Origin of the sequence: Pradoshia sp. D12, from assembly GCF_008935075.1 — a bacterium.
Classification (GTDB): Bacteria; Bacillota; Bacilli; order Bacillales; family Pradoshiaceae; genus Pradoshia.
On record NZ_CP044545.1, the window covers coordinates 3,880,026 to 3,901,717 of the forward strand.

Genomic DNA, 21,692 nt, shown 5'->3' on the forward strand with positions numbered 1-21,692 from the left:
TACAATCGCTAATGGTTTCATTCCTTCTCCTAATTACATATTGTCCTATTACATAAAAATTTGCATTGCTGTATAAACTAACAATAATGATCCCGCTTTAAGCGCAAAAGTTGATACTACACTTTTCAATTTCACAATCTCCTTTTCAAAAATAAGTGATCTTTCAAGTTGATTTCTCAACCTTACAGATACAGTATAGTCCAAAATGACTATAACAGTCCAGTGGAATTTTCAAAAAAAGTTTGTGAAATTATTCACTTATATTTTGTTAAGCACACCGTTTAATCTATTGGTATACATAGTTGTATACAAGTATTCATAGAAAAATATGATTGTGAAAGCAATGAAAACACTTCCAAAATCATGTGATTTATTTCACAAACTGTATTACTCTATAAAAATATAGACTATAACAGTTTTGTTATCTTGATAATTTTTTTCTAGATTTTATTCACAAACTTTTGTCTGACTGCACCCAATTAATTCGACCTTCAATCTTCAATAAAAAAACCTAACCGAATGTTAGGTTTAAATGAATGAGGAATTTAATCCTTTAACATAATAAAGATCAACTCGAACAACTCGAATATTTGTTTAGGATCTTTACTTGTTATCTCCTTAATTTTATCCAGACGATATTGCAGCGTATTTCTATGAATATGTAACTCTTTTGATGTTAATGTCATATTGCCATTCTTATTAATATAGATCTGCAAGGTCTCCAGCAATTCCGGCGAAGAGATAAGAGAACCTTTAATATAGGAGTGATTAATAAACGAATCTATACCTATCTCGCTGATTCTGGATAAAAAGGATACAACCATATAATGAATAACTCTCTTTTGAAGATTTAATTTTTCACTAATTTGCATAGCACTGATTGCTTGATGATAGCTCTCAGAAATAGTGTCTACATGACTTCCAACACTGATCTTTATAGTCGAATTTTCATTAGTTAACAGGTCAGCCAAGGGTTTGACTCCGCTATTATCCTGTAGCAGGATGATGGAATGCTCATCTTCCTCAAAAACAGGATAATTGATTCTTTTAGGACTTGGCTTTGGCTTTGCAATCAGGACAGATGTTTTTCTTGTCAGATCAAGCTGATAATTCAGGGCTTCCCTTTTTATTTCATCTGAGTATTGGTACTTCGTTTCTACTAATAACTTAAGAAACGCGGACTTCTTTTTACTAATCTCCTCCATACTCTTCAACGCGATTTCTTGTTCAATTAACAGAGAGACTGTGGTTTTGACTAGTTTGCAAAAAGGGATTACCTCACCCGGCTCGCCACTAATCCCAATAACACCTACCATCTTTTGATTAATGACAATCGGTTCATTTGTACCCTTTTTTTCGTACCTATTATCCTCTGTTATTGTAATCATCCTGCCTAAACGTAGGGCTTGGACTGCTCCAGTATGAAAGGTTCCGATTCTGTCCTTACTCCCGCTGCCGATAATGATGCCCTTTTCGTTCATAATATTGATATTATATGGAATATCCGCCATCATTTTATCGACAATATGTTGCGCCTGTTTATTAGTTAACTGATACATGGTGAACAAAACCTTTCTTTATTTCTGTACCGCCTTATCTTATGATCCGTAAATCTTCTCCTATATTTCCATTATAAACTAACAAACCTCTCATCACTTTCTTTGTGCGTTTGCACAAAGAAAATCATCTATCCATCAATAGAATTGTAACCGCTACCAAACTATAATAAGACGTATTCCACACTACTTAGGAGGTTACAAGATGGACGGGATTATGATTAGTTGGATTGGGGCTTTAGCTGGTCTGGCAATAGCCATTATCTTAATCTTAAAAAAGCTGAACCCGCTGTATGCTCTATTTTTAGGAGCCATACTCGGATGTTTAATAGGTGGAGCTAACCTTGAGGAAACAATCAATATACTTGTTGGCGGCACTCAAAGTGTTATGGGGACTGTTATTCGTGTTCTTGCCGCTGGAGTTTTGGCTGGTGTCATGATGGAATCCGGGGCTGCAGAAACAATCGCCCAATCTATTGTTTCTAAATTAGGGGAAAAGAAGGCTCTCATTGCATTAGCTCTTGCCACCATGATTATTACAGCGGTTGGGGTATTTATCCCTGTAGCTGTCCTGATTGTAGCGCCTATCGCTTTATCAATTGGTAATAAAATGGGCATTTCAAAAATTGCTCTATTATTAGCACTATCCGGAGGAGGAAAAGCGGGTAACATCATCTCGCCAAACCCGAATACAATTGCAGCAGCCCGAGGGTTTGATTTAGAACTTAGCGATGTAATGATTGCAGGTCTTATCCCAGCAATTTTCGGCTTAATCGCAACTGTTCTCATCGCCACTTTAATCAAAAATAAAGGCGAAAAAGTTTCAGATAATGAGGTTGTGGATCTTGATCATGGTTCAGCTAACTATCCTCCACTGAATAAAGCAATCGTAGCTCCATTAGTAGCCATTATCTTATTAATGATTAATCCAATCGGTTCAATTTTAAATATAGAGGCCTTATCCAGCTTTAAAGTAGATGCTATGTACATTCTCCCCCTTGCAGGTATCATTGGAACAATAGCTATGGGGAAATCAAAAAATTTATTGAAATATACAGCATCAGGCTTGGATAGAATGACAGTAACTGTGTTAATTCTAATTGGTGCAGGTGCCATCGGAGGATTAATTTCTCAATCCAATCTATCCGCACAGGTTGTTTCATTAATTGAAGCTACCGGTATCTCTGGTACATTCCTGGCACCTATAGCAGGTATTTTAATGGCAGCAGCCACTGCCTCTACATCTACTGGCGTTATTATTGCCACAGGATCATTCAGCGAAGCTATTTTAGACATGGGAGTTGCACCACTTGCCGCTTCAGTTATGGTTCACTCAGGTGCAACAGTAATTGATTCATTACCGCACGGAAATTATTTTCATGTTACAGCGCAAAGCATGAACATGTCCATTAAACAAAGGATGTCCGTAGTCGGCTACGAAGCAATTGTCGGTGCAACCATGACGATTGTAGCCACCATTTTATTCGGATTTATTTTATAACAGGAGGGGTTACAATGAGCAAAACGTTTGTACTTGCACCAGATTCTTTTAAGGAAAGCATGACAGCAAAAGAGGTATGCATTGCAATGGAAGCAGGTATTAAAAAGGTCTATCCAGATGCAGATTTTATCCATGTTCCGATGGCAGATGGCGGAGAAGGTACTGTCCAGTCACTCATTGATGCAACAGGCGGCACTCTCTATTCATTAGACGTTACAGGTCCACTCGGCAACCCCGTAACTGCTCGATATGGAATTATGGGGGATCATGAAACCGCAGTTATTGAAATGGCAGAAGCCAGCGGTATTCACTATGTCACCCAAGAAACAAAAAATCCACTCATTACTACTACATATGGTACAGGTGAATTGATTCGCGCCTGTTTAGATAAAGGGATTAAAAAAATCATCATTGGAATTGGCGGCAGTGCTACTAATGACGGAGGAACAGGTATGGCTGAGGCGCTGGGTGTTCAGTTTCTTGATAAAGAAGGAAACCATATCCCTAGAGGAGGTGGCTACTTAAATCAATTGCATACAATTGATACGTCTAAAATAGATACACGTCTAGCTGATGTAACCATGATAGTTGCCTGTGATGTAACGAACCCTTTATGCGGCGAAACTGGAGCATCTCATGTTTTCGGGCCTCAAAAAGGCGCCACACCTGAAATGGTTAAACAGCTAGATCAGAATCTAGCGCATTATGCTGACATGGTAGAGCAGCAATTAGGACAAGCTGTTCGGAACACCCCAGGCTCTGGAGCTGCTGGTGGCCTGGGTGCTGGCTTACTCCTGTTTACAAATGCCACTCTTCAAAAAGGGATTGACATTGTAATCGAATTCAGTGGGTTACGAGAAAAACTTAAGAACGCTGACTACGTGTTCACAGGCGAGGGCGGCATTGACTATCAAACGCAATTTGGCAAAACACCTTATGGGGTCGCGCAAGCTGCAAAAGAACTTGACAAAAAAGTAATAGCAGTTGCCGGATACATTGGGGAAGGTATTGAAGAGCTTTACGACAAAGGAATCGATGCCATCTTCGGAATCATCCCAGAACTCGCACCCCTAGACCAAACCCTAAAAAACGGCCCTAAAAACATAGAAAGAACCTGTGAGAATATTGCAAGAGTGCTGAAGGGCCTTGATCAGGAGTAAGGAGCATAAGACAGAGGCTCGGAGGGGATGTTCTTCCCCCGCAGAGGCTATGCTTATGTCCCGAACTCCTAGGCCCTGAAGCCGGACTACTCAGAGTGCTGAAGGACCTTGATCAAAGGTACGAAGACTAAAAACGCCACGGTTTATAGACCTTCAAAAGACCTTTAGAACCCTCATCTCGGAGGCTTCTGACACTCATTTGTTTGCCGTTAGGAACCTATGCCAGATCTGATAGGCTTAAGTGTAGTTCCTAACGTTACAAATAATAAAAGAGGCCGGGACATAAGTATTTCAGTTAATGATAAATCCGAACTATTTAGGTGATATTTTAATTGGATATTCGCCGGCTAGTGTGAGTTTTATTTGTTTTCATAGATAGGTTCATGCTGCATACCCTTATTCATATCTAGTGGAATGGAGCGGAAGCCACTCGACTCCTGCGGGAAGTAGAGGAAAGGCTGAGACCTGAGCAAGGCGCAGCCGAGGAGGCTAAAGCCTTCCTCCCCGCGGAAAGCGAGTGGCGCTGTAGCGCAATGGAACGGACTTTTTTCTCCAACTTAACTCCTTATCATGCAACAAAGTCTACTAGAATTAATTTAGATATCTTCGTCTTTCAGCATTGTTTATAAGTTAGTGTCCCAGCCTCTTTTTTAGTCATTATAATCCTCTTATCCCTTTTGATAGTCTCTGCCTATTCTATTTTATGAAATACCAAACCAATTTCTCATGTCTTCTCCAAAATAACCGATTACTTTGACATCCATAATACCTATATTTAATTATGAACTGAGTAATAATAACTAGTTTTTTAACCTGAACCAATATAATTAATAGTAGTATTTAACTGTTATCCTAGATACCTATCCATATACCACTTTAAATTTGATATATTTGTAAGCGGAGCCTAAAACTCTCAAAAAATACAAAGGATAGGTGCCTCGTATGAAACTATGGAGTAGTATTAAAGGTCGGATCTTTTTAACAAGTACAATGGCAATCAGCTTGGTAGCAACCTCTTTTATGACAAGTGAAGCAGAAGCCACCAAGCACAAGCATCACAAGCCTAAGGGACAATCACAAGTAGAACTCCGTATTATGGAAACGACAGATATTCATACTAATCTTTTAAGCTATGATTATTATAAAGATAGCTCCGCCCCTAACATTGGTTTAGCTAAAACAGCTACTCTCGTAAAAAAAGCACGTTCAGAAGTAAAAAATTCTGTATTAGTTGATAATGGCGATTTAATTCAAGGGACACCTCTTGGCACATATAAAGCTAAAATCGATCCGTTAGAAAGAAGAGAAACACATCCAGCCATAAAGGCTATGAATATCATGGATTATGATATAGCGACTCTTGGAAACCACGAGTTTAACTATGGGTTGAAATATCTGAACGAAGTATATAATGACGCTGATTTTCCTGTCATTAATGCAAACGTATACATTGATGATCAGGATAACAATCCAAGCAATGATGTTCATAAATTCCAGCCCTATAAAATCGTCAATAAAAAAGTTAAAGACCAATCCGGAAAAACCAAAATCATTAAGATTGGCTATATCGGTTTTGTTCCACCACAAATCAACGAATGGGACAAGGCCCATCTTGATGGAAAGGTCATTACAAAGGATGTTGTAGCAACTGCTAAAAAATACATTCCTGTCCTAGAGAAAAAAGGTGCGGATGTGATTGTTGCTATGGCTCACTCCGGTTTTAATGGGAATCTCGATAATACGGAGGATACCGTATATGCTTTAAGCAAAGTACCTGGTATTGATGCTCTCACTTTTTCACACACACATAAAGTATTCCCAGCTAAAACCGATGCTGAATTAGATGCTTTATTCAAAGATTCTGCAGGAAATCCTCTTCCTGGTGTTGATAATACTAAAGGAACCATTAATGGCGTGCCTGCTGTTCAGGCAGGGTATGGTGGCGCTGCACTTGGAATTATTGATTTGACATTAAAGCAAGTAAAAGGTGAGTGGGAAATATCCAAATCTCAATCCTCCACAAGGAGTGTTGACGAGTCTATACAACCTGATAAATCGATTGTTCGTGCTGTTCAAAAGGATCACGAAGGTACGTTGAATTATATCGATACTCCTATCGGTACTACAACTGATGATATTTATAGCTACTTCGCACTGGTTCAGGACGATCCCTCTGTTCAGGTCGTTACGAATGCACAAAAATGGTATGCAGAAAAGTACATTGAATTAAATAAACCAGAATTAAAGGATCTGCCTATATTATCTGTTGGTGCTCCATTTAAAGCTGGCCGAAACGGTGTTGATGAGTTCACCGATATTAAAAAGGGCGATTTAACCATTCGAAGCGCCGGTGATTTATATCTCTACGACAATACATTGAAAGCCGTTAAAATCAAAGGCTCCGTAGTAAAAGAATGGATTGAAATGTCGGCAGGTAAGTTTAATATGATAGACCCTGCCAAAGAAAGTGAACAAGAACTATTGAACCCTTCCTTTGCGGTCTATAATTTTGATGTCATCGATGGTGTCAATTATCAAATTGATGTGACGAAGGCTCCAAAATATGCACCAAACGGTACTCTTATAAACCCAGAATCAAGCCGCGTAATTAATCTGGAGTACAATGGAAGTCCAATTGATCCAGATCAGGAATTTATCGTTGTGACAAACAACTATCGTGCCGGTGGCGGAGGTAACTTCCCTGGATTAAAAGGCAGTGAACTGGTCATTGATTCAGCAGATGAAAACCGCCAAGTTCTAATGGATTACATTTCTGAAGTAAAAGAAATTACACCAACTGCTGACCGCAACTGGTCTATTGCTCCAATATCTGGCGAAGTGAATGTCACATTTACCACTTCACCAAAGGCAGAAGAGTATATTACAGATGAAACACCGTTCACGTACACTGGAAAAACAGACTCTAAAGGCTTCGGAATCTTCAATATTGATCTAAATCGTGGAGTCAATGTTCAGTTACTGGGATTAAACGATTTACACGGACAGTTAGATACTGTCACTACTGTTGGAGATTTACCAACAGGACCTATTTCATATACAGCGGCAGCATTAAAGAAGGAAGAAGCTACAAATCCTAATACATTTCTAGTGCATGCCGGGGATATGATTGGAGGAAGTCCGTTAGTCTCCGCTTTATTTCAGGACGAGCCTACCGTTGAAATATTAGAAGCAATCGGATTTGATGTCGGAACATTTGGCAACCACGAGTTTGATGAGGGCATTGATGAACTAAAGCGTATGATGAATGGCGGCGACCATCCTAAAGGCAACGCTGACTATGACGGAATGAACTTTCCATTAGTTGCTGCCAATGCTTTTGACACTAGAGAGGGGAATTTAATCACCCAGCCCTATACAGTTTTAGAAGCTGAGGGCGAAAAAATTGGTGTTATTGGCGTTGTAACTCAGGAAACGCCTACTATGATCGTAACAAAAGGAAATGAATCATTAAAAATCACAGATGAAGTAGCTGCCATCAACAAATATACAGATGAACTTAAGAAACAAGGAATTGAGGCTATTATCGTGCTTGCCCATAATCCCGCAACGCAAACTGGCTATACCGATTCCTTCGATGCAAGCCGGATTGCAGAGCAGATTAATGATGAAGTCGATGTGATTTTTGCGGCACATAACCACGTAAACGTGAACCGCGTCGTTGATCAAAAATTGATTGTTCAAGCTTACTCCTATGGAAATGCTTTCTCTGATGTAGACATCACCATTGATCCACTAACAGGCGATATCGTCAGCAAAACAGGAAAAATAAACACTGTTTACCAAAAGGACTATGCTCCAGATTCTGAAGTCTCATCTATTCTAAAAAAATACTCTGATCGCGTAGAACCCATTAAGGCTCAGATAATAGGCAATAATACGGCTTCTCTTGAAAAAAGCTACCCAACTACAGCAAGAGAATTCAGTGACATTGCCCTCGGTAATTTAATTGCAGATGGTATGAAGGCAGCCATGGATTCAGATTTCGCCTTAATGAATGGCGGCGGTGTACGCTCTCCATTAGATGCAGGCGAGGTGACATTTGGTGATTTATTCGCCATTCAGCCCTTTGGTAATGTATTAAACAAAGTAAAGCTTAGCGGAGCTGATTTAGAAGTTGTTTTAAATGAACAAATCACGGCAAGAGGTTTAGATTATCACGTATCCGGTTTTAAATATACCTACACCTATGATGACCAAGCAAAAAACGGTAAGATAGTCGATATCCTTTTACCGGATGGCAGTAAAATCGATCCGAATAAAGAATACACAGTCGTGATCAACAATTATATGTATGGAAATATCAGTACGAGCTTTGGTAAGCTATCAACAGATATGGAAGTCGGACCAGCCGATATAGATGCAACTGTTGAGTTTGTAAAAACCTTGCCTTCCTCGTTTGAGTATAAGGCAGAGGGTAGAATTCAAAAAATAGATTAACAAGTGATTAAAGGACTGCCAATTTCATAATAGGCAGTCCTTTCTTAGTTTTACTTATTAAATAAACTTAAATATTGACCGTACCCCTTTTCCTCTAACTGATCTAGAGGGATAAATCGGAGGGCGGCGGAGTTAATACAATAACGCGCTCGATCCGGTCCAGGCCCATCATCAAAAACATGCCCCAGGTGAGAGTCTGATGTTTTGGATCTTACTTCAATTCTTCGCATCCCAAATGAAGTATCAAGTTTTTCCTCCATTTCATGTCGCTGTATTGGTTTCGTAAAACTCGGCCAGCCACACCCGGCGTCATATTGGTCAAGTGAACTAAATAAAGGTTCACCCGAAATGATATCTACATAGATTCCCTCTTCCTTATTGTCCCAATATTCATTTTTAAATGGCGGCTCTGTTGCATTATTTCTTGTCACCTCGTATTGGAGCGGTGTTAATTCTGCTCGAAGCTGCTCATCACTTTTTGTATTCTTCCAATTATCTCTTATAAAACGAGCACGACCGGATCCCTCTTTATAGAGATTATAGCGAAAAGGATTCTTCTTATAGTAATGTTGGTGCTTCTCTTCTGCTCTGTAAAATGGACCAGCCGGGAGTATCTTCGTTACAATTTCCTTCTGAAATCGTCCACTGTTGGCTAGTTCCTTCTTAGAATCCTCGGCTAAACGATGCTGCTCTTCATTATGATAAAAAATGGCTGTTCGATAAGAATCGCCCCGATCATTAAATTGCCCTCCGGCATCTGTCGGGTCAATTTGCTGCCAATATTGTTTAAGCAATGTTTCATATGACATTTTTTCAGGGTCATAAGTAATTTGAACAGCTTCATAATGGCCTGTTGTATCACTGCAAACCTCTTCATATGTTGGATTCTCCGTATGTCCACCCGTATAACCGGATACGACTTTTATAATTCCCGGCTGCTCGTCAAATGGTGATACCATACACCAAAAACAGCCGCCCGCAAATGTTGCCAGTTCCAACTGATGATCCATTCAGTATACACCCCACTATCATTATTTTGGGTAATCAACCCTACTATCTTTTCCAACCCTACTTCTATCGTATTCAAACTCATATGCGTATTTATATAAACAATAAAAATGATTCCTACTATGTATCTTATCCCTCAAGTAAAAAGGCTGCTCTAAATGGTTTTATATTAAGGCAATAATAAAGGCAGTGCAAACAAAAGGTCTCATTACCCTTTGTTTAACACTGCCCCTTTAATTCATTTATTTTTTAAATGTACCAGGCATAACGACTGCTTCGACAACTCCCCTGGCACAAAGTATTTCATCAGCATAAATCTCTGTTTCCACTTTCCACTTTTTCGGGTGGATTTCAGTTAAAGAACCGATTGCAATTAATGGGACTCCCTCAGGTGTCGGTTTCATAAAATCAACATGTAATGAAGCAGTTACGAATCGAGGTGGAATTGCATCATCTCCCACATCAAATCCGTTTTTTCGATGGAGAGCCAGAGAGGCAGAGCCAGTCCCATGGCAATCAATTAAGGATGCAATGACTCCTCCATAGACAAACCCTGGTATTGCCATGTGATCAGATTTTGGCTCATATACAGTTTTAGTCTTATTACCATCCCAGCCAGTTCGAAAATGATGTCCATCTTTATTCAGTCGCCCACAGCCATAGCACCAAGCAAAATCATCTGGATAAATATCCTGGATTGCTTTTTCAATCATCTTTATCACCAAATCACTCCTTACTAAAATGAGTAGCTAAAGATTTTTTCAATTCAATATGCATATAAATCTGAGCACATTATCCTTTGGTTGGGTTAATGGCTGCAGGTGCAACTTCTTTTTGTCATAATTATGAACCAGTCTTTTCGGATTCAATCCACATCTTCTGTTCTTCTTCCTCTACGATTCTACTTTTTTGTTGCTTTTTTAAATTAATATAGCCAATTGCTGTGACAGTGAACGCACCGAGAGCATCTACAATAATATCTCCCATCGTATCCATTACAGCGTCTCGCCCAATCAAGACAACTCCCTCTCCTGTAATGAATTTTTGCATGTTTGTTCCTAAGACACCATCAGCAAGAAACTCATAAATTTCCCAAACGGTTCCACAGGTTATTGCAAAACAAAAGGCGAATAGAGCCACAAAAAAGGGACTTAAATCAATTGTTTTCTTGGTATTGTTAAGGAAATTCACAATAATGAATCCTAACGCTCCCAGCATAGCTGCACTAAAGCAATGTAGAATTAAATCCCAGTAAGGAACTTTATAATAAAAGTTTCGAACCTCACCAAGATAGATCGCACAAAATAAAAAGATAAAATACATAATTTCCATGATATCCGGTATATCTATGCGGAAGCGATGTTCTAGTTGGGATGGCAGGAAAATAACTATACATCCTGTTAAACATTGCAAAATCATTAATACATAATCACTTTTCACACGTTCATATTCATTTTGGGCAACGCCTGATGGGGCATTGATTAACATGTATATAGCATAAATGACTGATATCGCGAGTAATAGCAGAACTACTCTAAAAGTCCAGTTTTTCCTTTTTTCATATTTTATGTATTCCACTTTAACCCCTCCTCTCTCTTATTTTACCTTTATTGCCCTACATATTGGTATGGCAAATGGGTACATTGCTATAAAAAGAGATTTATAATAGGATTCCATGCAATATTAGTCGCTAAAAGGCTATCGGCTTAACTAATTGTATGTTACACTCTCCTTTATTGGGTAATAATACCAAAATATAAGATGATGGTGGTGATAATATGAGGCTTCGTAATGGGATAACAGGATTCTTCGATTCAGCAGATAATCAACTGACACCAATGGACGAAAGGCAGTTCAAGCAGCTCTGTTATTCTATTGTTAATTACAATGGCGGAACGCTTAATAAATGGAGAGATCCTGCATATCCAACGAGTTTTTATCATGCACACATATCATTTAATAATGAGGAATTACATATTTTACTGAATAAGCATTATCCCTTGCTTGCTTTTGCCTCAAGTGTTGAGTATGAATACATTGAATTCATTGATCTCCCCCATCTTGTCGAGACATTTTCCTCTTTTTATAAAGTATTGCATACAAGTGAGCTGAACGAGACTGTCATTATTAAAAATCATTTAAAGCATGATTTTTTACAAAACGAACATGATTTAACTCTCGCTGAATTAGAGAAAATTAAGTATTGGAAACCTAATATAGTTGGAGAGATTATTTTTAACTATTGGGATTAGGAAACCAAGGGAACCTATTATAGGGCCTTCCTTGGATGATAGTAAAGGTAAAACAAGCAATCTATCAATCACCTATACCAACAGGCAAGTAATAGGATAGATTATTGGTAATCATTCCGCCAACCCTGTAGCCGAAGGCAGATGATTTTCCGTTAAGCAGGAAGCTTCCCAAGAGCAACCGGCCTTCCTGAAGCCCCTTTTCACTTAGATATTGTACAGTCGGCTGTTCCATATAAAGTTGATAAACTGAGGTGTACTCAGAATATGACTTTTGGCTATCTGCGTACATTAATCGGCCATTTTCACTAAAGATTTCAACTGTGTCGCCCTCACGCCCAAAGGCTGGTTTTTTCACATAAGGCAGTTGTTTTTTCAAAAAGGGCTCAGCTTCAAGGTATGTCGGCAGAAAATAATCCTCTACCCACTTATGTTCCTCCTCCGTAAAAAAAGGATGCCCCTCTTCATGCAATCCCCAAATGACAGCCTGAACTGCTTTATTTTGCAGTAAAAATGCCGATGGTGGATTCAGGATGGATAGCTTCCCCTCTTCCACTAACTCTAGCAACCATAAGCCAATTGTATTCCCATCTTTGTCCTGATCCATAATAATATTTTCAATCGGAAAAGTCTGCCGATAAAGGATATCAATCCTGACTCCATTCTCATCGAATAAGCCTACGCCTCTTTGAATTTGCAGCTTATGCAAGGGAGTGAACTTGGATGAGGGTACAGCCTGTTTAAGATACTGAACGGTTTCTCTGTCCTCAATATGATCCTCATGAGCCGTAAACACGATATGCGGAGCTTTTCCCTTACTGACTTGCTGGATACTTTCCTGAACTGCCTTATACAACTGCACCTCCAAGCCATCATTTGGATTCCCTGCCCCAAACTCTTTGCAAATACGTCCATTTATATGAAATAATTCTTTAATAAATGTAGGAGTATCTGAATTAATCTCGATACACTTATAACCATCTCCGTATGGAATTAGATCCAGGCGCGCGATCACACTTTCAGCCGGGTGAACTTTAAGTCTTAAAAAAGAGATTGTCTCTTCTGGATAACCCATCTCGAGAAAAGTTTCATATGGAACTTTACGTAATAGTGACGCCATTTTCGAGTATACCTTGCCGATTCGTTCAGTAACTAGGCGTATATGTGCTGCCTCTTGCCTGCCTATCAGCTTCATATCATATAAGGCATATTCCTCACCATAAAGATTAGCCCAAAAGCCCTCTATATGATCATAAAATTTGCTTCTTCTTTCATGGTACTTATCCATCAACATCATCTAACTCCTTAACATAAATCACATAAACACCCCGGTCTTCATCAATCTCAGTGGACGTCACTAACATCTGTCCGGCGCCCGGTACATCAACTACATCCTTCAAGAGATAGCGGAGTACTTCATAATGATTCTCGTAAGGAGTGCAAGAAAGCAGCCGATAGTTTTCCCGTAATTCATGGTTTCGAAATTCAATATGAATCCCTTGACCACGGTAGTTTTTTTCTTTCTCCCCCTGCAAATTCCTCCCTGTTTCCTTAACCACAAGGATTTCCTCTTCAGCAGACATTTCATTCGATATTAGCTCATATTGTGTTCCTCTTACAATAAAATACGTACAAAGCTGTCTGGCATAGCACTCATCCACCCCAACAGTTGGGAGATTGTATTGATAAAAGGGCTCAAACCGCTCATTTCCTTTATCTAAATAATACGTTAATTGCTTCACTCCACTTACCTGCCTTATTTAATAGGATAGACATTTCGCTAAAATTAACCCCACAGCCAGTGACAACGAGACTAACATGATTCCAACAGCATGATTATCTTCCTCGATTGCTTGATGAATGCTAAACCTTATCGTAAGAACCTCGGCAAGCAAGAACACAACAATCTGTGAGACAATCCCGATAACTCCCCATATCACCATATCTCTAAGTGATACGGAATATTCAATTGCTGCCCCAAGTACGATTGAGAGCCCAACGATCTTACCGCCGAGTGACATGGCTGCTGTAGAGTTCTTCTCAGAAATCAGCTTGAATTCCCTCAGCTTTGGCGTACTTATAGTAAATAAAGCAATCCCTGCAGCAAGCAATAACAAGGCTACTCCTAAATATGAAAGAAAATTAAGATATAAATTCATATAAATCCTCCTTTTTCAAAGGCTTAACCTCCAAAAGATTTTGTTCCGCTGCCAAATCCCGAACTAGCCTTAATCCCCCCCTTAAAAGAAGAACTATTTTTATAGGATTGGTAGCCCTTATTGTTCAGAAGCATGCTTCGATTTCCATAAAAATAACCGCCATAATAATAATGGCCGTGATACCTCGAGTTGTCATCATCACACTCCCAAACACCATCATCATCATCCCATTTCCAATCTCCGCAGTCTGAATCTGTGGGTTTTGGAGGAAGATCTGCATTTGATGTCCCACACCCGACCAAACCAATGGTCAACGCAGTTACAGTCACACCAATCATGATTTTTTTGGTTTTATTCAATCATCTCACCTCAATCCCTCTTTCGTTATATTTTACTAAATACTTCCAATAAAAAGTATAATAATTGGAAGAAGAATTTATGTCTTTCTCTTTAGTTATAGGGATTATTTATGTATAACACCTGCTTACGAAAGTATTTAGTATTCTAAAGTAACCGGCACCCTACTAACCAACACATATAATCCCTGCTGAAAAACTATTAAAGACGATTGATTTATTCTCCGAAAAAAATCACCTTCCTTACTCAGGAAAGTGATTTTAGATTAATATATTGTAAATTTACTACAATACATTTTTATTAAGAGTCGTTTTTTCTAAAGGTTCAGCTGTATTTGTTCTATTTCCGATTTTCTTGGTGACGAATAGACCGATCAGACAAATCAGAGCAGCTCCGGCAAGCCAAGCCCAAGTATGTACACCAAAGCCTATTTCACTTGCGAGACCGAGTTTTGAGAATACGATATAAAAAGCAGTGACACAGAAGATCATTCCCCAGGCAGCTTCCTGACGATATTTCCATGGATCCAGGTTTACAAGATTGCGGCTTGGAAGAACGTATGCCTCTTCTCTTGGTTTGATTTTACCGATTATCAACATAAGCAGACAGCTGATGACAAACAGAATAGCCAATTGATATAAGAAGCTCATCTCAGGTTTAACAACCAGCTGAAGGATTGCATACGTTGCAATAAAGAAGGTTATGGCTATTTTCGCTGCGATAGCTGGAACTCTCTTTGTCACATAACCAATAAAGATAATCGTGAAAATCGGTACATTGAAAAAGCCGTTTATAACTTGTAAGTATTGGAACAACCCGCTTGGTGCATACATAATCAGTGGTGCGATAAACATGGAGATCAGAGCAATGAAGACACCGAACCATTTCCCTTTCCTGACAATTTCCTCATCAGATTTATTTTTTCCAAAGGTTGGCGCATACACATTGATCGCAAATAAAGTTGACGCGCTATTTAAGATTCCATTAAAGACACTTAATACAGATCCAAACATAGCAGCTGCAAACAAGCCAATTAACGGTTTCGGCATTACTTCTGTTACAAGAGCTGAATACATTGTGTCTGGGTTAGCTCCCGTATTACCGATAATCTGAAATGCCATAATCCCAGGGATAATAACAATAATCGGTGTAAAGATTTTCATTAAACCGACAAACATGATCCCCTTTTGTCCTTCTTTTAAATCCTTGGCTGCCAAAGCACGTTGAATAATAGATTGATCAGTTCCCCAATAATAAAAGTTCACTAGTAAAAGGCCCGTTAAAGCCGCTCCAAATGGAACAACATCATGATTGGTACCAATTGCATTAAACTTTTCAGGAGTCGCTGCAACAAATTGTGAAAACCCTTGAGATATGCTGCCGTCTCCTAAAGTAAGCAACGCAAAAATTGGGACTAATAAACCGCCAATGGCCAAAGCAACTCCATTAAATGTATCTGAAATCGCAACCGCTTTCAATCCACCCAATACTGCATAGAAGAAGCCGATTATTCCGATTAACCACACCATAATCCAAATGCCAGCCTCATAGCTGATATGAAAAGTGCTTTCAATATCAAACATTTGGCTTAATGCAATGGCGCCCGAATAAAGGGTCGTTGGTAGCATATTTAACACATATCCCAACAAGAATAATATCGACACAAACGATTTAACTTGACTGTCATACCGATCTTCTAAAAATTCAGGAATAGTTGTGATTCCTTGTTTTAAATAACGTGGAAGCAAATAAATAGCTACTAACGCCAAAACGAATCCGGACGTAACTTCATAAGCCATGTTACTCATATTCCCCGCAAAGGATTGCCCGCTCATTCCAACGAATTGTGTGGCATTTAGGTTCGTTAATAGCAAGGACATCCCAATAACGCCCCATGTTAAACTTCTCCCACCTAAGAAATAATTATCCTTAGATACTTTTCCTTTAACCTTTTCTTTCCTCAATTTTGAAAATGTATAGTAGGCAACTACACCCGTAAAGAGAATAAAAGATAGTATGATATACCACTGCACAATGGTTCCCCCCTGTTGACTTATTATAAAAACGTTTTCATGGGTATCATAATAAATTTTAGTAAATTAATCAATTTATTTACTAAATACATTGAAAATAAATTGATATCTTCCAAAAATAGAATCAAGGGATTATTATCATGATTGATCGGAAATAGCTATCTATATTTTAGGTATTTCACACTTCCATCCTTTACACCTTTCCTTAATAAAACGAAAATAATCTAAAGAAATTTACTAAAAAGTATAGTATACTGAAAGCGCTAAAATAACCGGATTTTACTTTTAGAAAAGAAAGGGGGCAGCTGTCCAATGGCCACCATTAAAGATATCGCAAATATGGTTGGAGTTTCGATTGCGACCGTTTCAAGAGTGCTTAATTACGACAACTCTTTATCAGTCAGTGATGAGACGAAAAAAAGGATTTTTGAAGCGGCTGAAGAATTAGACTATCAAAAAAAACCTAAACGCAAACCTATCATGTATAAAGTAGGAATCGTGAATTGGTATACTGAAAAAGAGGAATTAGACGATCTTTATTATATGGCAATCAGACTTGGCGTGGAAAAGCGCCTGGAATACCACAATATGAAGTTCACTAATTTTTCTATAGAGCATTTGCGTTCCCTCCAAAATGAAGGATTTCAAGGAATTATCGCAATTGGTAAATTCAGCGAAAACCAGGCTGAGGAACTAAAGAGTGTGTCAAGTAACCTTGTTTTTGTAGATAGTTCACCTAATGACGATCAATTCGATTCTGTTATAGTTGATTTCGAAAAAGCCACACGAAATATTCTTCAATATTTTCTGGATCAAGGACACACTAAAATTGGCTACTTAGGTGGGCGGGAAATTTATAAGGATCACACTTCCAAAATTGACGATCCTCGAAGAACTAGTTTTGAACGATTTCTATCGGACATGGGCCTCTATCAGGAAGCTTATGTGTATGAAGGCAAGTTTTCTGTTGAAGATGGATACCACCTGATGAAACAAGCAGTCAAGGACCACGAAGATGAAATTCCTACAGCCTTTTTTGCCGGAAATGACTCTATTGCTGTTGGAGCATTAAGGGCCCTTCAAGATGCAGGTGTCCGCGTACCGGATCAAGTTAGTATTGTTGGAGTAAATGATATTAGCATTTCAAAATATATGTCTCCCCCTTTAAGCACGGTTAAGGTCTATACCGAATTAATGGGTGAAACGGCAGTAGATTTATTGCTTGAGCAGTTTTCTGGAAGACAAGTCTCAAAGAAAGTAAGTATAGCTACACAACTTAAAATAAGAGGAAGCTCCAAATAAAGCGCACAAATAAATGTGCGCTTTTTTGTATGGTAAACTAATTAGTAAAAATTTTAGTAAAATTAATTGACGTACTTTACTAATTTTTATTACAATAAAGTTGGATACGCTTTCAAAAAAAGGAAATATACTCTCGTTAAAAAGCAAACTGTTCGATTCACTAATTATAAAAAGCTTTACCTAAAATTTAGAGGGAAGTGACCAATATGGACCATCAAAAACTATTATCTGCATTTCACAGTATATTCTCAGGCAGTATGAATGATAAGGTTCGTACCTTTTTTTCACCTGGCCGAATCAACCTAATCGGTGAGCATACTGATTACAATGGTGGGTATGTTTTCCCATCTGCCATCACCTATGGCACATATGGGTTAGTACGACTGCGTGGAGACCGCACTATTCGGCTATATTCACTGAATTTCAAAGAGGTCGGGATAATTGAATTTTCTTTAGATGATCTGGATTATGACCCATCCCATCAATGGGCGAACTATCCTAAGGGAGTACTTCGATATATAGCCGAGAATGGAAATAATCTGCCGAACGGCCTTGATATTCTCATATACGGCAATATTCCAAATGGAGCTGGCCTTTCTTCCTCTGCTTCACTTGAAGTTTTAATCGGTGTAATGGTAAATGAAGTCTTTCAATTAAAGATAGACCGTATCGAGTTAGTAAAAATTGGTCAAAAGGTGGAAAACCAGTTTATTGGAGTAAACTCCGGTATTATGGACCAGTTTGCAATTGGAATGGGAAAAGCAAAATCAGCTATATTGCTTGATTGCCAGACTTTAAGCTATGAATATGCCCCATTTGATATAGCAGATCACCAGATTGTCATCATGAATACGAATAAACGAAGAGAACTGGCAGATTCAAAATATAATGAACGGCGAAGCGAATGTGAAGCAGCGCTTGCAAGACTGCAAACAGCAACTGATATATCCTCCCTTGGAGAACTATCTATCGATCTTTTTGATCAACATAAAGCTGTCATTGCCGATTCCACACTTGAAAAACGGGCACGCCATGCAGTTTATGAAAATGAACGCACAAAAAAAGCCTTTCAAGCCTTACAGGATGGTAATTTAGTCCAATTCGGTATCTATATGAACGAGTCCCATATTTCACTTCGGGATGATTACGAGGTAACCGGACCGGAACTCGACGCATTAGTGGAGGCAGCCTGGCAGCAAGAAGGTACCGTTGGCTCTAGAATGACGGGGGCCGGTTTTGGCGGCTGTGCGATTGCATTGGTTCAATCAGCTCATATCGAACGTTTTATTCAGGAAGTCGGCGATGCGTACAAACAAACAATCGGTTATGAGGCAGACTTTTATGTTGCCAGCATTGGTGATGGAACAAAGGAAATTATAACGGAGGCGATTGTATGAGTACACTAGTTCTTGGTGGGGCTGGTTATATTGGTTCCCATGCCGTATACCAACTACTCGACGAAGGTTACGACACAGTGGTGGTTGATAATTTACAAACAGGCCATAAAGGAGCCATACATCCAAAGGCAAGATTTTATCAAGGAGATATTCGAGACAAGGACTTTTTACGCGAAGTTTTTACGAAGGAAAAGGTAGACGCTGTACTTCATTTTGCTGCCTATTCACTTGTTGGAGAATCTATGGAAAAGCCGCTCGAGTATTTCCGTAATAATGTATATGGAACACAAGTACTGCTTGAAGTGATGAACGAGTTCAATGTTAAGCATATTGTCTTCTCCTCTACCGCAGCTACATATGGAGAGCAGGAACAAACACCGATTACGGAAGAAATGCAGACAAATCCAACGAATGCCTACGGTGAAACAAAACTGACGATGGAGAAATTGATGAAGTGGTGTGATACAGCCTACGGCATGAATTATGTGTCGCTCCGTTATTTTAACGTTGCCGGTGCCCGTTCAACCGGGGAAATTGGTGAAGACCATCATCCGGAAACACATTTAATTCCAGTAGTACTTCAAGTAGCATTAGGACAGCGAGAATCGATTTCCATTTTCGGAGAGGATTATCCAACGGAGGATGGCACATGTATCCGTGATTATATTCATGTTGAGGACTTAATTGATGCTCATATTTTAGCATTGAAGTATCTTCAAAACGGTGGAGAAAGTAATATCTTTAACCTTGGCAGCAGCAATGGATTTTCAGTCAAGGAGATTGTCGAAGCAGCCAGAGCTATAACAGACCACGAGCTTCCCGCTAAAATCGCCCCTAAAAGATCCGGTGATCCAAGTACGCTAATTGCCTCTTCTGAAAAAGCCGGGCGCATTTTGGGCTGGAGACCAAAACGGACGTCCATCCAAAATATTATTACCGATGCCTGGAAATGGCATCAGGCCCATCCAAACGGCTATGGAGATAAGTAACCTAGTTAAATCGATTAAAAGGAGAAGATATCATGGAGATCTATGCAGCAGTTCAACACCTTTTGAATCAGGCTAAAAGATTACAAATGCTTGATTCAGCAGATGAAATATACGCCAGAAATCAGATATTGTCACTGCTTCATTTAGATGGCTTTTCGAAACATCCAGTAAAGAACGAGCTGTCGATCCCAGATTTATTGGATGTTATCGCTGATTATGCTGTTAAAACTAGCATTATTGAGGATTTAATAGTCAATAAAGATATTTTAAAGGCCAAGATAATGAATGTATTTATGCCAAGACCTTCAGAGCTAAATTACACTTTTTATCAAAAGTATAAAGAATGCCCTGAGGAAGCAACCAAGTATTTTTATGAGTTAAGCCAGAATAGCAATTATATCCAAACTAAACAGATTGCGAAAAATATCAGCTACACGGTTGATACGGATTATGGGGAACTGGACATAACAATTAATTTATCAAAGCCTGAAAAGGATCCTAAACAAATCGCATTGGAGCGCGAGATGAAGCCTGCTACATCTAATTATCCAACTTGTCTCCTTTGTATTGAGAATGAAGGATACGCAGGACGGTTAAATCATCCTGCCAGGTCCAACCATCGTATGGTCCACATTCCACTCGGGGAAGAATCATGGTATTTACAGTACTCACCATACGTATATTATAACGAGCATTGCATTCTGTTATCGGAACAACATCGTGATATGAAAATTAATTTCCATACGTTCACCAATTTGCTGATGTTTGTTAAAAAGTTTCCGCATTATTTCTTGGGATCTAATGCCGATATCCCTATTGTAGGGGGATCTATTTTAACCCATGACCATTATCAAGGCGGACGATATGAGTTCGCAATGGCCCGAGCGAAGGAAGAAGGGACTTTTTCAATTAAAGGGTTCCCTTCTATTTCTGCAAATATCGTGAAATGGCCTATGTCCGTAATTCGTATAAAAGGAGTTCGTCTGGAGGAAGTTGCAGGCGCAGCTGATCGGATACTCAAAAAATGGATTCACTATAGTGATCCATCAGTTAATCTTGTAGCCTATTCCGGAGATACCCGTCACAACACCATAACACCGATTGCAAGAATGCGAGATGGCCAATTTGAGCTTGATCTTGTTCTTCGCAATAATCGAACAAGTGAAGAGCATCCATTAGGAATCTTTCACCCTCACCAGGATGTTCACCATATCAAAAAAGAGAATATTGGTTTAATAGAAGTTATGGGTCTTGCTGTATTACCTGCCCGCTTACAAAAGGAGCTTATTGAGGTTGAAAAATATCTGCTCAATCAACGCAATGAAGTGGCAGATTATCACCAAGCCTGGGCTGAAGATCTAAAAGTAGTTAACGGGAAAGAAATTACTTCTGAATCTGTAAAAATGATTATCTCTCAGGCAGTCGGTTCCAAATTCCTGAGATGTTTAGAGGATGCCGGTGTATTTAAACGGACCCATGAAGGAAATCAAGCATTCAAACGATTTATCGATATACTCTAACCG

The 21,692-nt window shown here is 39.0% G+C and carries 17 protein-coding genes; 8 read left to right on the forward strand and 9 right to left on the reverse strand.

Going from position 1 to position 21,692, the window contains the following annotated elements; all coding sequences use genetic code 11:
- Window positions 1-545: 545 nt before the first annotated feature.
- The gene (locus F7984_RS18610; RefSeq protein ID WP_140461913.1) at window positions 546-1,559 is read right to left on the reverse strand and encodes a CdaR family transcriptional regulator; all 1,014 of its coding nucleotides are present in this window, start codon (window positions 1,557-1,559) and stop codon (window positions 546-548) included.
- A 202-nt stretch (window positions 1,560-1,761) separates the two neighbouring features.
- Between F7984_RS18610 and F7984_RS18615 the strand changes: the two genes are divergently transcribed.
- The 3 genes from F7984_RS18615 (at window position 1,762) to F7984_RS18625 (ending at window position 8,675) form a co-directional block, all read left to right on the forward strand.
- Entirely contained in the window at window positions 1,762-3,057 is a 1,296-nt protein-coding gene (locus F7984_RS18615; RefSeq protein ID WP_066109605.1) for a GntP family permease, read from the forward strand.
- 14 nt (window positions 3,058-3,071) lie between these two features.
- Entirely contained in the window at window positions 3,072-4,217 is a 1,146-nt protein-coding gene (locus F7984_RS18620; RefSeq protein WP_066109608.1) for a glycerate kinase, read from the forward strand.
- 942 nt (window positions 4,218-5,159) lie between these two features.
- Window positions 5,160-8,675 (forward strand): bifunctional 2',3'-cyclic-nucleotide 2'-phosphodiesterase/3'-nucleotidase, encoded by a 3,516-nt coding sequence (locus tag F7984_RS18625; protein ID WP_140461914.1) that lies wholly within the window; start codon window positions 5,160-5,162, stop codon window positions 8,673-8,675.
- Window positions 8,676-8,725: 50 nt separating this feature from the next.
- On the opposite strand, the gene msrA is transcribed toward F7984_RS18625, so the two are convergent.
- The 3 genes from msrA to F7984_RS18640 form a co-directional block, all read right to left on the reverse strand.
- The gene (msrA, locus tag F7984_RS18630) at window positions 8,726-9,685 is read right to left on the reverse strand and encodes a peptide-methionine (S)-S-oxide reductase MsrA (protein ID WP_140461915.1); all 960 of its coding nucleotides are present in this window, start codon (window positions 9,683-9,685) and stop codon (window positions 8,726-8,728) included.
- Window positions 9,686-9,925: 240 nt separating this feature from the next.
- Window positions 9,926-10,396 (reverse strand): PaaI family thioesterase, encoded by a 471-nt coding sequence (locus F7984_RS18635; protein WP_140461937.1) that lies wholly within the window; start codon window positions 10,394-10,396, stop codon window positions 9,926-9,928.
- Between the two features lie 130 nt (window positions 10,397-10,526).
- A complete protein-coding gene (locus tag F7984_RS18640; protein ID WP_066109620.1) occupies window positions 10,527-11,261 on the reverse strand; it encodes a DUF2238 domain-containing protein in 735 nt (244 codons plus the stop codon).
- Window positions 11,262-11,461: 200 nt separating this feature from the next.
- On the opposite strand from F7984_RS18640, the gene F7984_RS18645 reads away from it, so the two are divergent.
- Window positions 11,462-11,935, forward strand: a complete 474-nt coding sequence (locus F7984_RS18645; protein WP_066109621.1) for a hypothetical protein — start codon at window positions 11,462-11,464, stop codon at window positions 11,933-11,935.
- Between the two features lie 64 nt (window positions 11,936-11,999).
- Here the strand turns inward: F7984_RS18645 and F7984_RS18650 are convergent, their stop codons facing one another.
- The 5 genes from F7984_RS18650 to F7984_RS18670 form a co-directional block, all read right to left on the reverse strand.
- Window positions 12,000-13,220, reverse strand: coding sequence for a glutathionylspermidine synthase family protein (locus tag F7984_RS18650; protein ID WP_066109777.1), 1,221 nt, complete (start codon window positions 13,218-13,220; stop codon window positions 12,000-12,002).
- A complete protein-coding gene (locus F7984_RS18655; protein WP_066109622.1) occupies window positions 13,213-13,674 on the reverse strand; it encodes an RNA helicase in 462 nt (153 codons plus the stop codon). The genes F7984_RS18650 and F7984_RS18655 overlap by 8 nt, the downstream gene beginning before the upstream one ends.
- An 18-nt stretch (window positions 13,675-13,692) precedes the next feature.
- Window positions 13,693-14,091, reverse strand: a complete 399-nt coding sequence (locus F7984_RS18660) for a DUF350 domain-containing protein (RefSeq protein WP_066109625.1) — start codon at window positions 14,089-14,091, stop codon at window positions 13,693-13,695.
- A 23-nt stretch (window positions 14,092-14,114) separates the two neighbouring features.
- Window positions 14,115-14,450: an aminotransferase yhxA gene (locus F7984_RS18665; protein ID WP_066109628.1), complete on the reverse strand. Its 336-nt coding sequence runs from the start codon at window positions 14,448-14,450 to the stop codon at window positions 14,115-14,117.
- A 282-nt stretch (window positions 14,451-14,732) separates the two neighbouring features.
- A complete protein-coding gene (locus F7984_RS18670) occupies window positions 14,733-16,481 on the reverse strand; it encodes a solute:sodium symporter family transporter (protein ID WP_077248195.1) in 1,749 nt (582 codons plus the stop codon).
- Window positions 16,482-16,793: 312 nt separating this feature from the next.
- Between F7984_RS18670 and F7984_RS18675 the strand changes: the two genes are divergently transcribed.
- The 4 genes from F7984_RS18675 (at window position 16,794) to galT (ending at window position 21,689) form a co-directional block, all read left to right on the forward strand.
- Complete coding sequence (locus tag F7984_RS18675; protein WP_066109631.1) at window positions 16,794-17,783, forward strand: LacI family DNA-binding transcriptional regulator; 990 nt, start codon at window positions 16,794-16,796, stop codon at window positions 17,781-17,783.
- Window positions 17,784-17,989: 206 nt separating this feature from the next.
- Window positions 17,990-19,180, forward strand: a complete 1,191-nt coding sequence (locus F7984_RS18680; RefSeq protein ID WP_077248196.1) for a galactokinase — start codon at window positions 17,990-17,992, stop codon at window positions 19,178-19,180.
- A complete protein-coding gene (galE, locus tag F7984_RS18685; RefSeq protein ID WP_140461916.1) occupies window positions 19,177-20,169 on the forward strand; it encodes a UDP-glucose 4-epimerase GalE in 993 nt (330 codons plus the stop codon). The genes F7984_RS18680 and galE overlap by 4 nt, the downstream gene beginning before the upstream one ends.
- A 32-nt stretch (window positions 20,170-20,201) precedes the next feature.
- A complete protein-coding gene (gene galT / locus F7984_RS18690) occupies window positions 20,202-21,689 on the forward strand; it encodes a UDP-glucose--hexose-1-phosphate uridylyltransferase (RefSeq protein ID WP_066109635.1) in 1,488 nt (495 codons plus the stop codon).
- The last annotated feature ends 3 nt before the right edge of the window (window positions 21,690-21,692 follow it).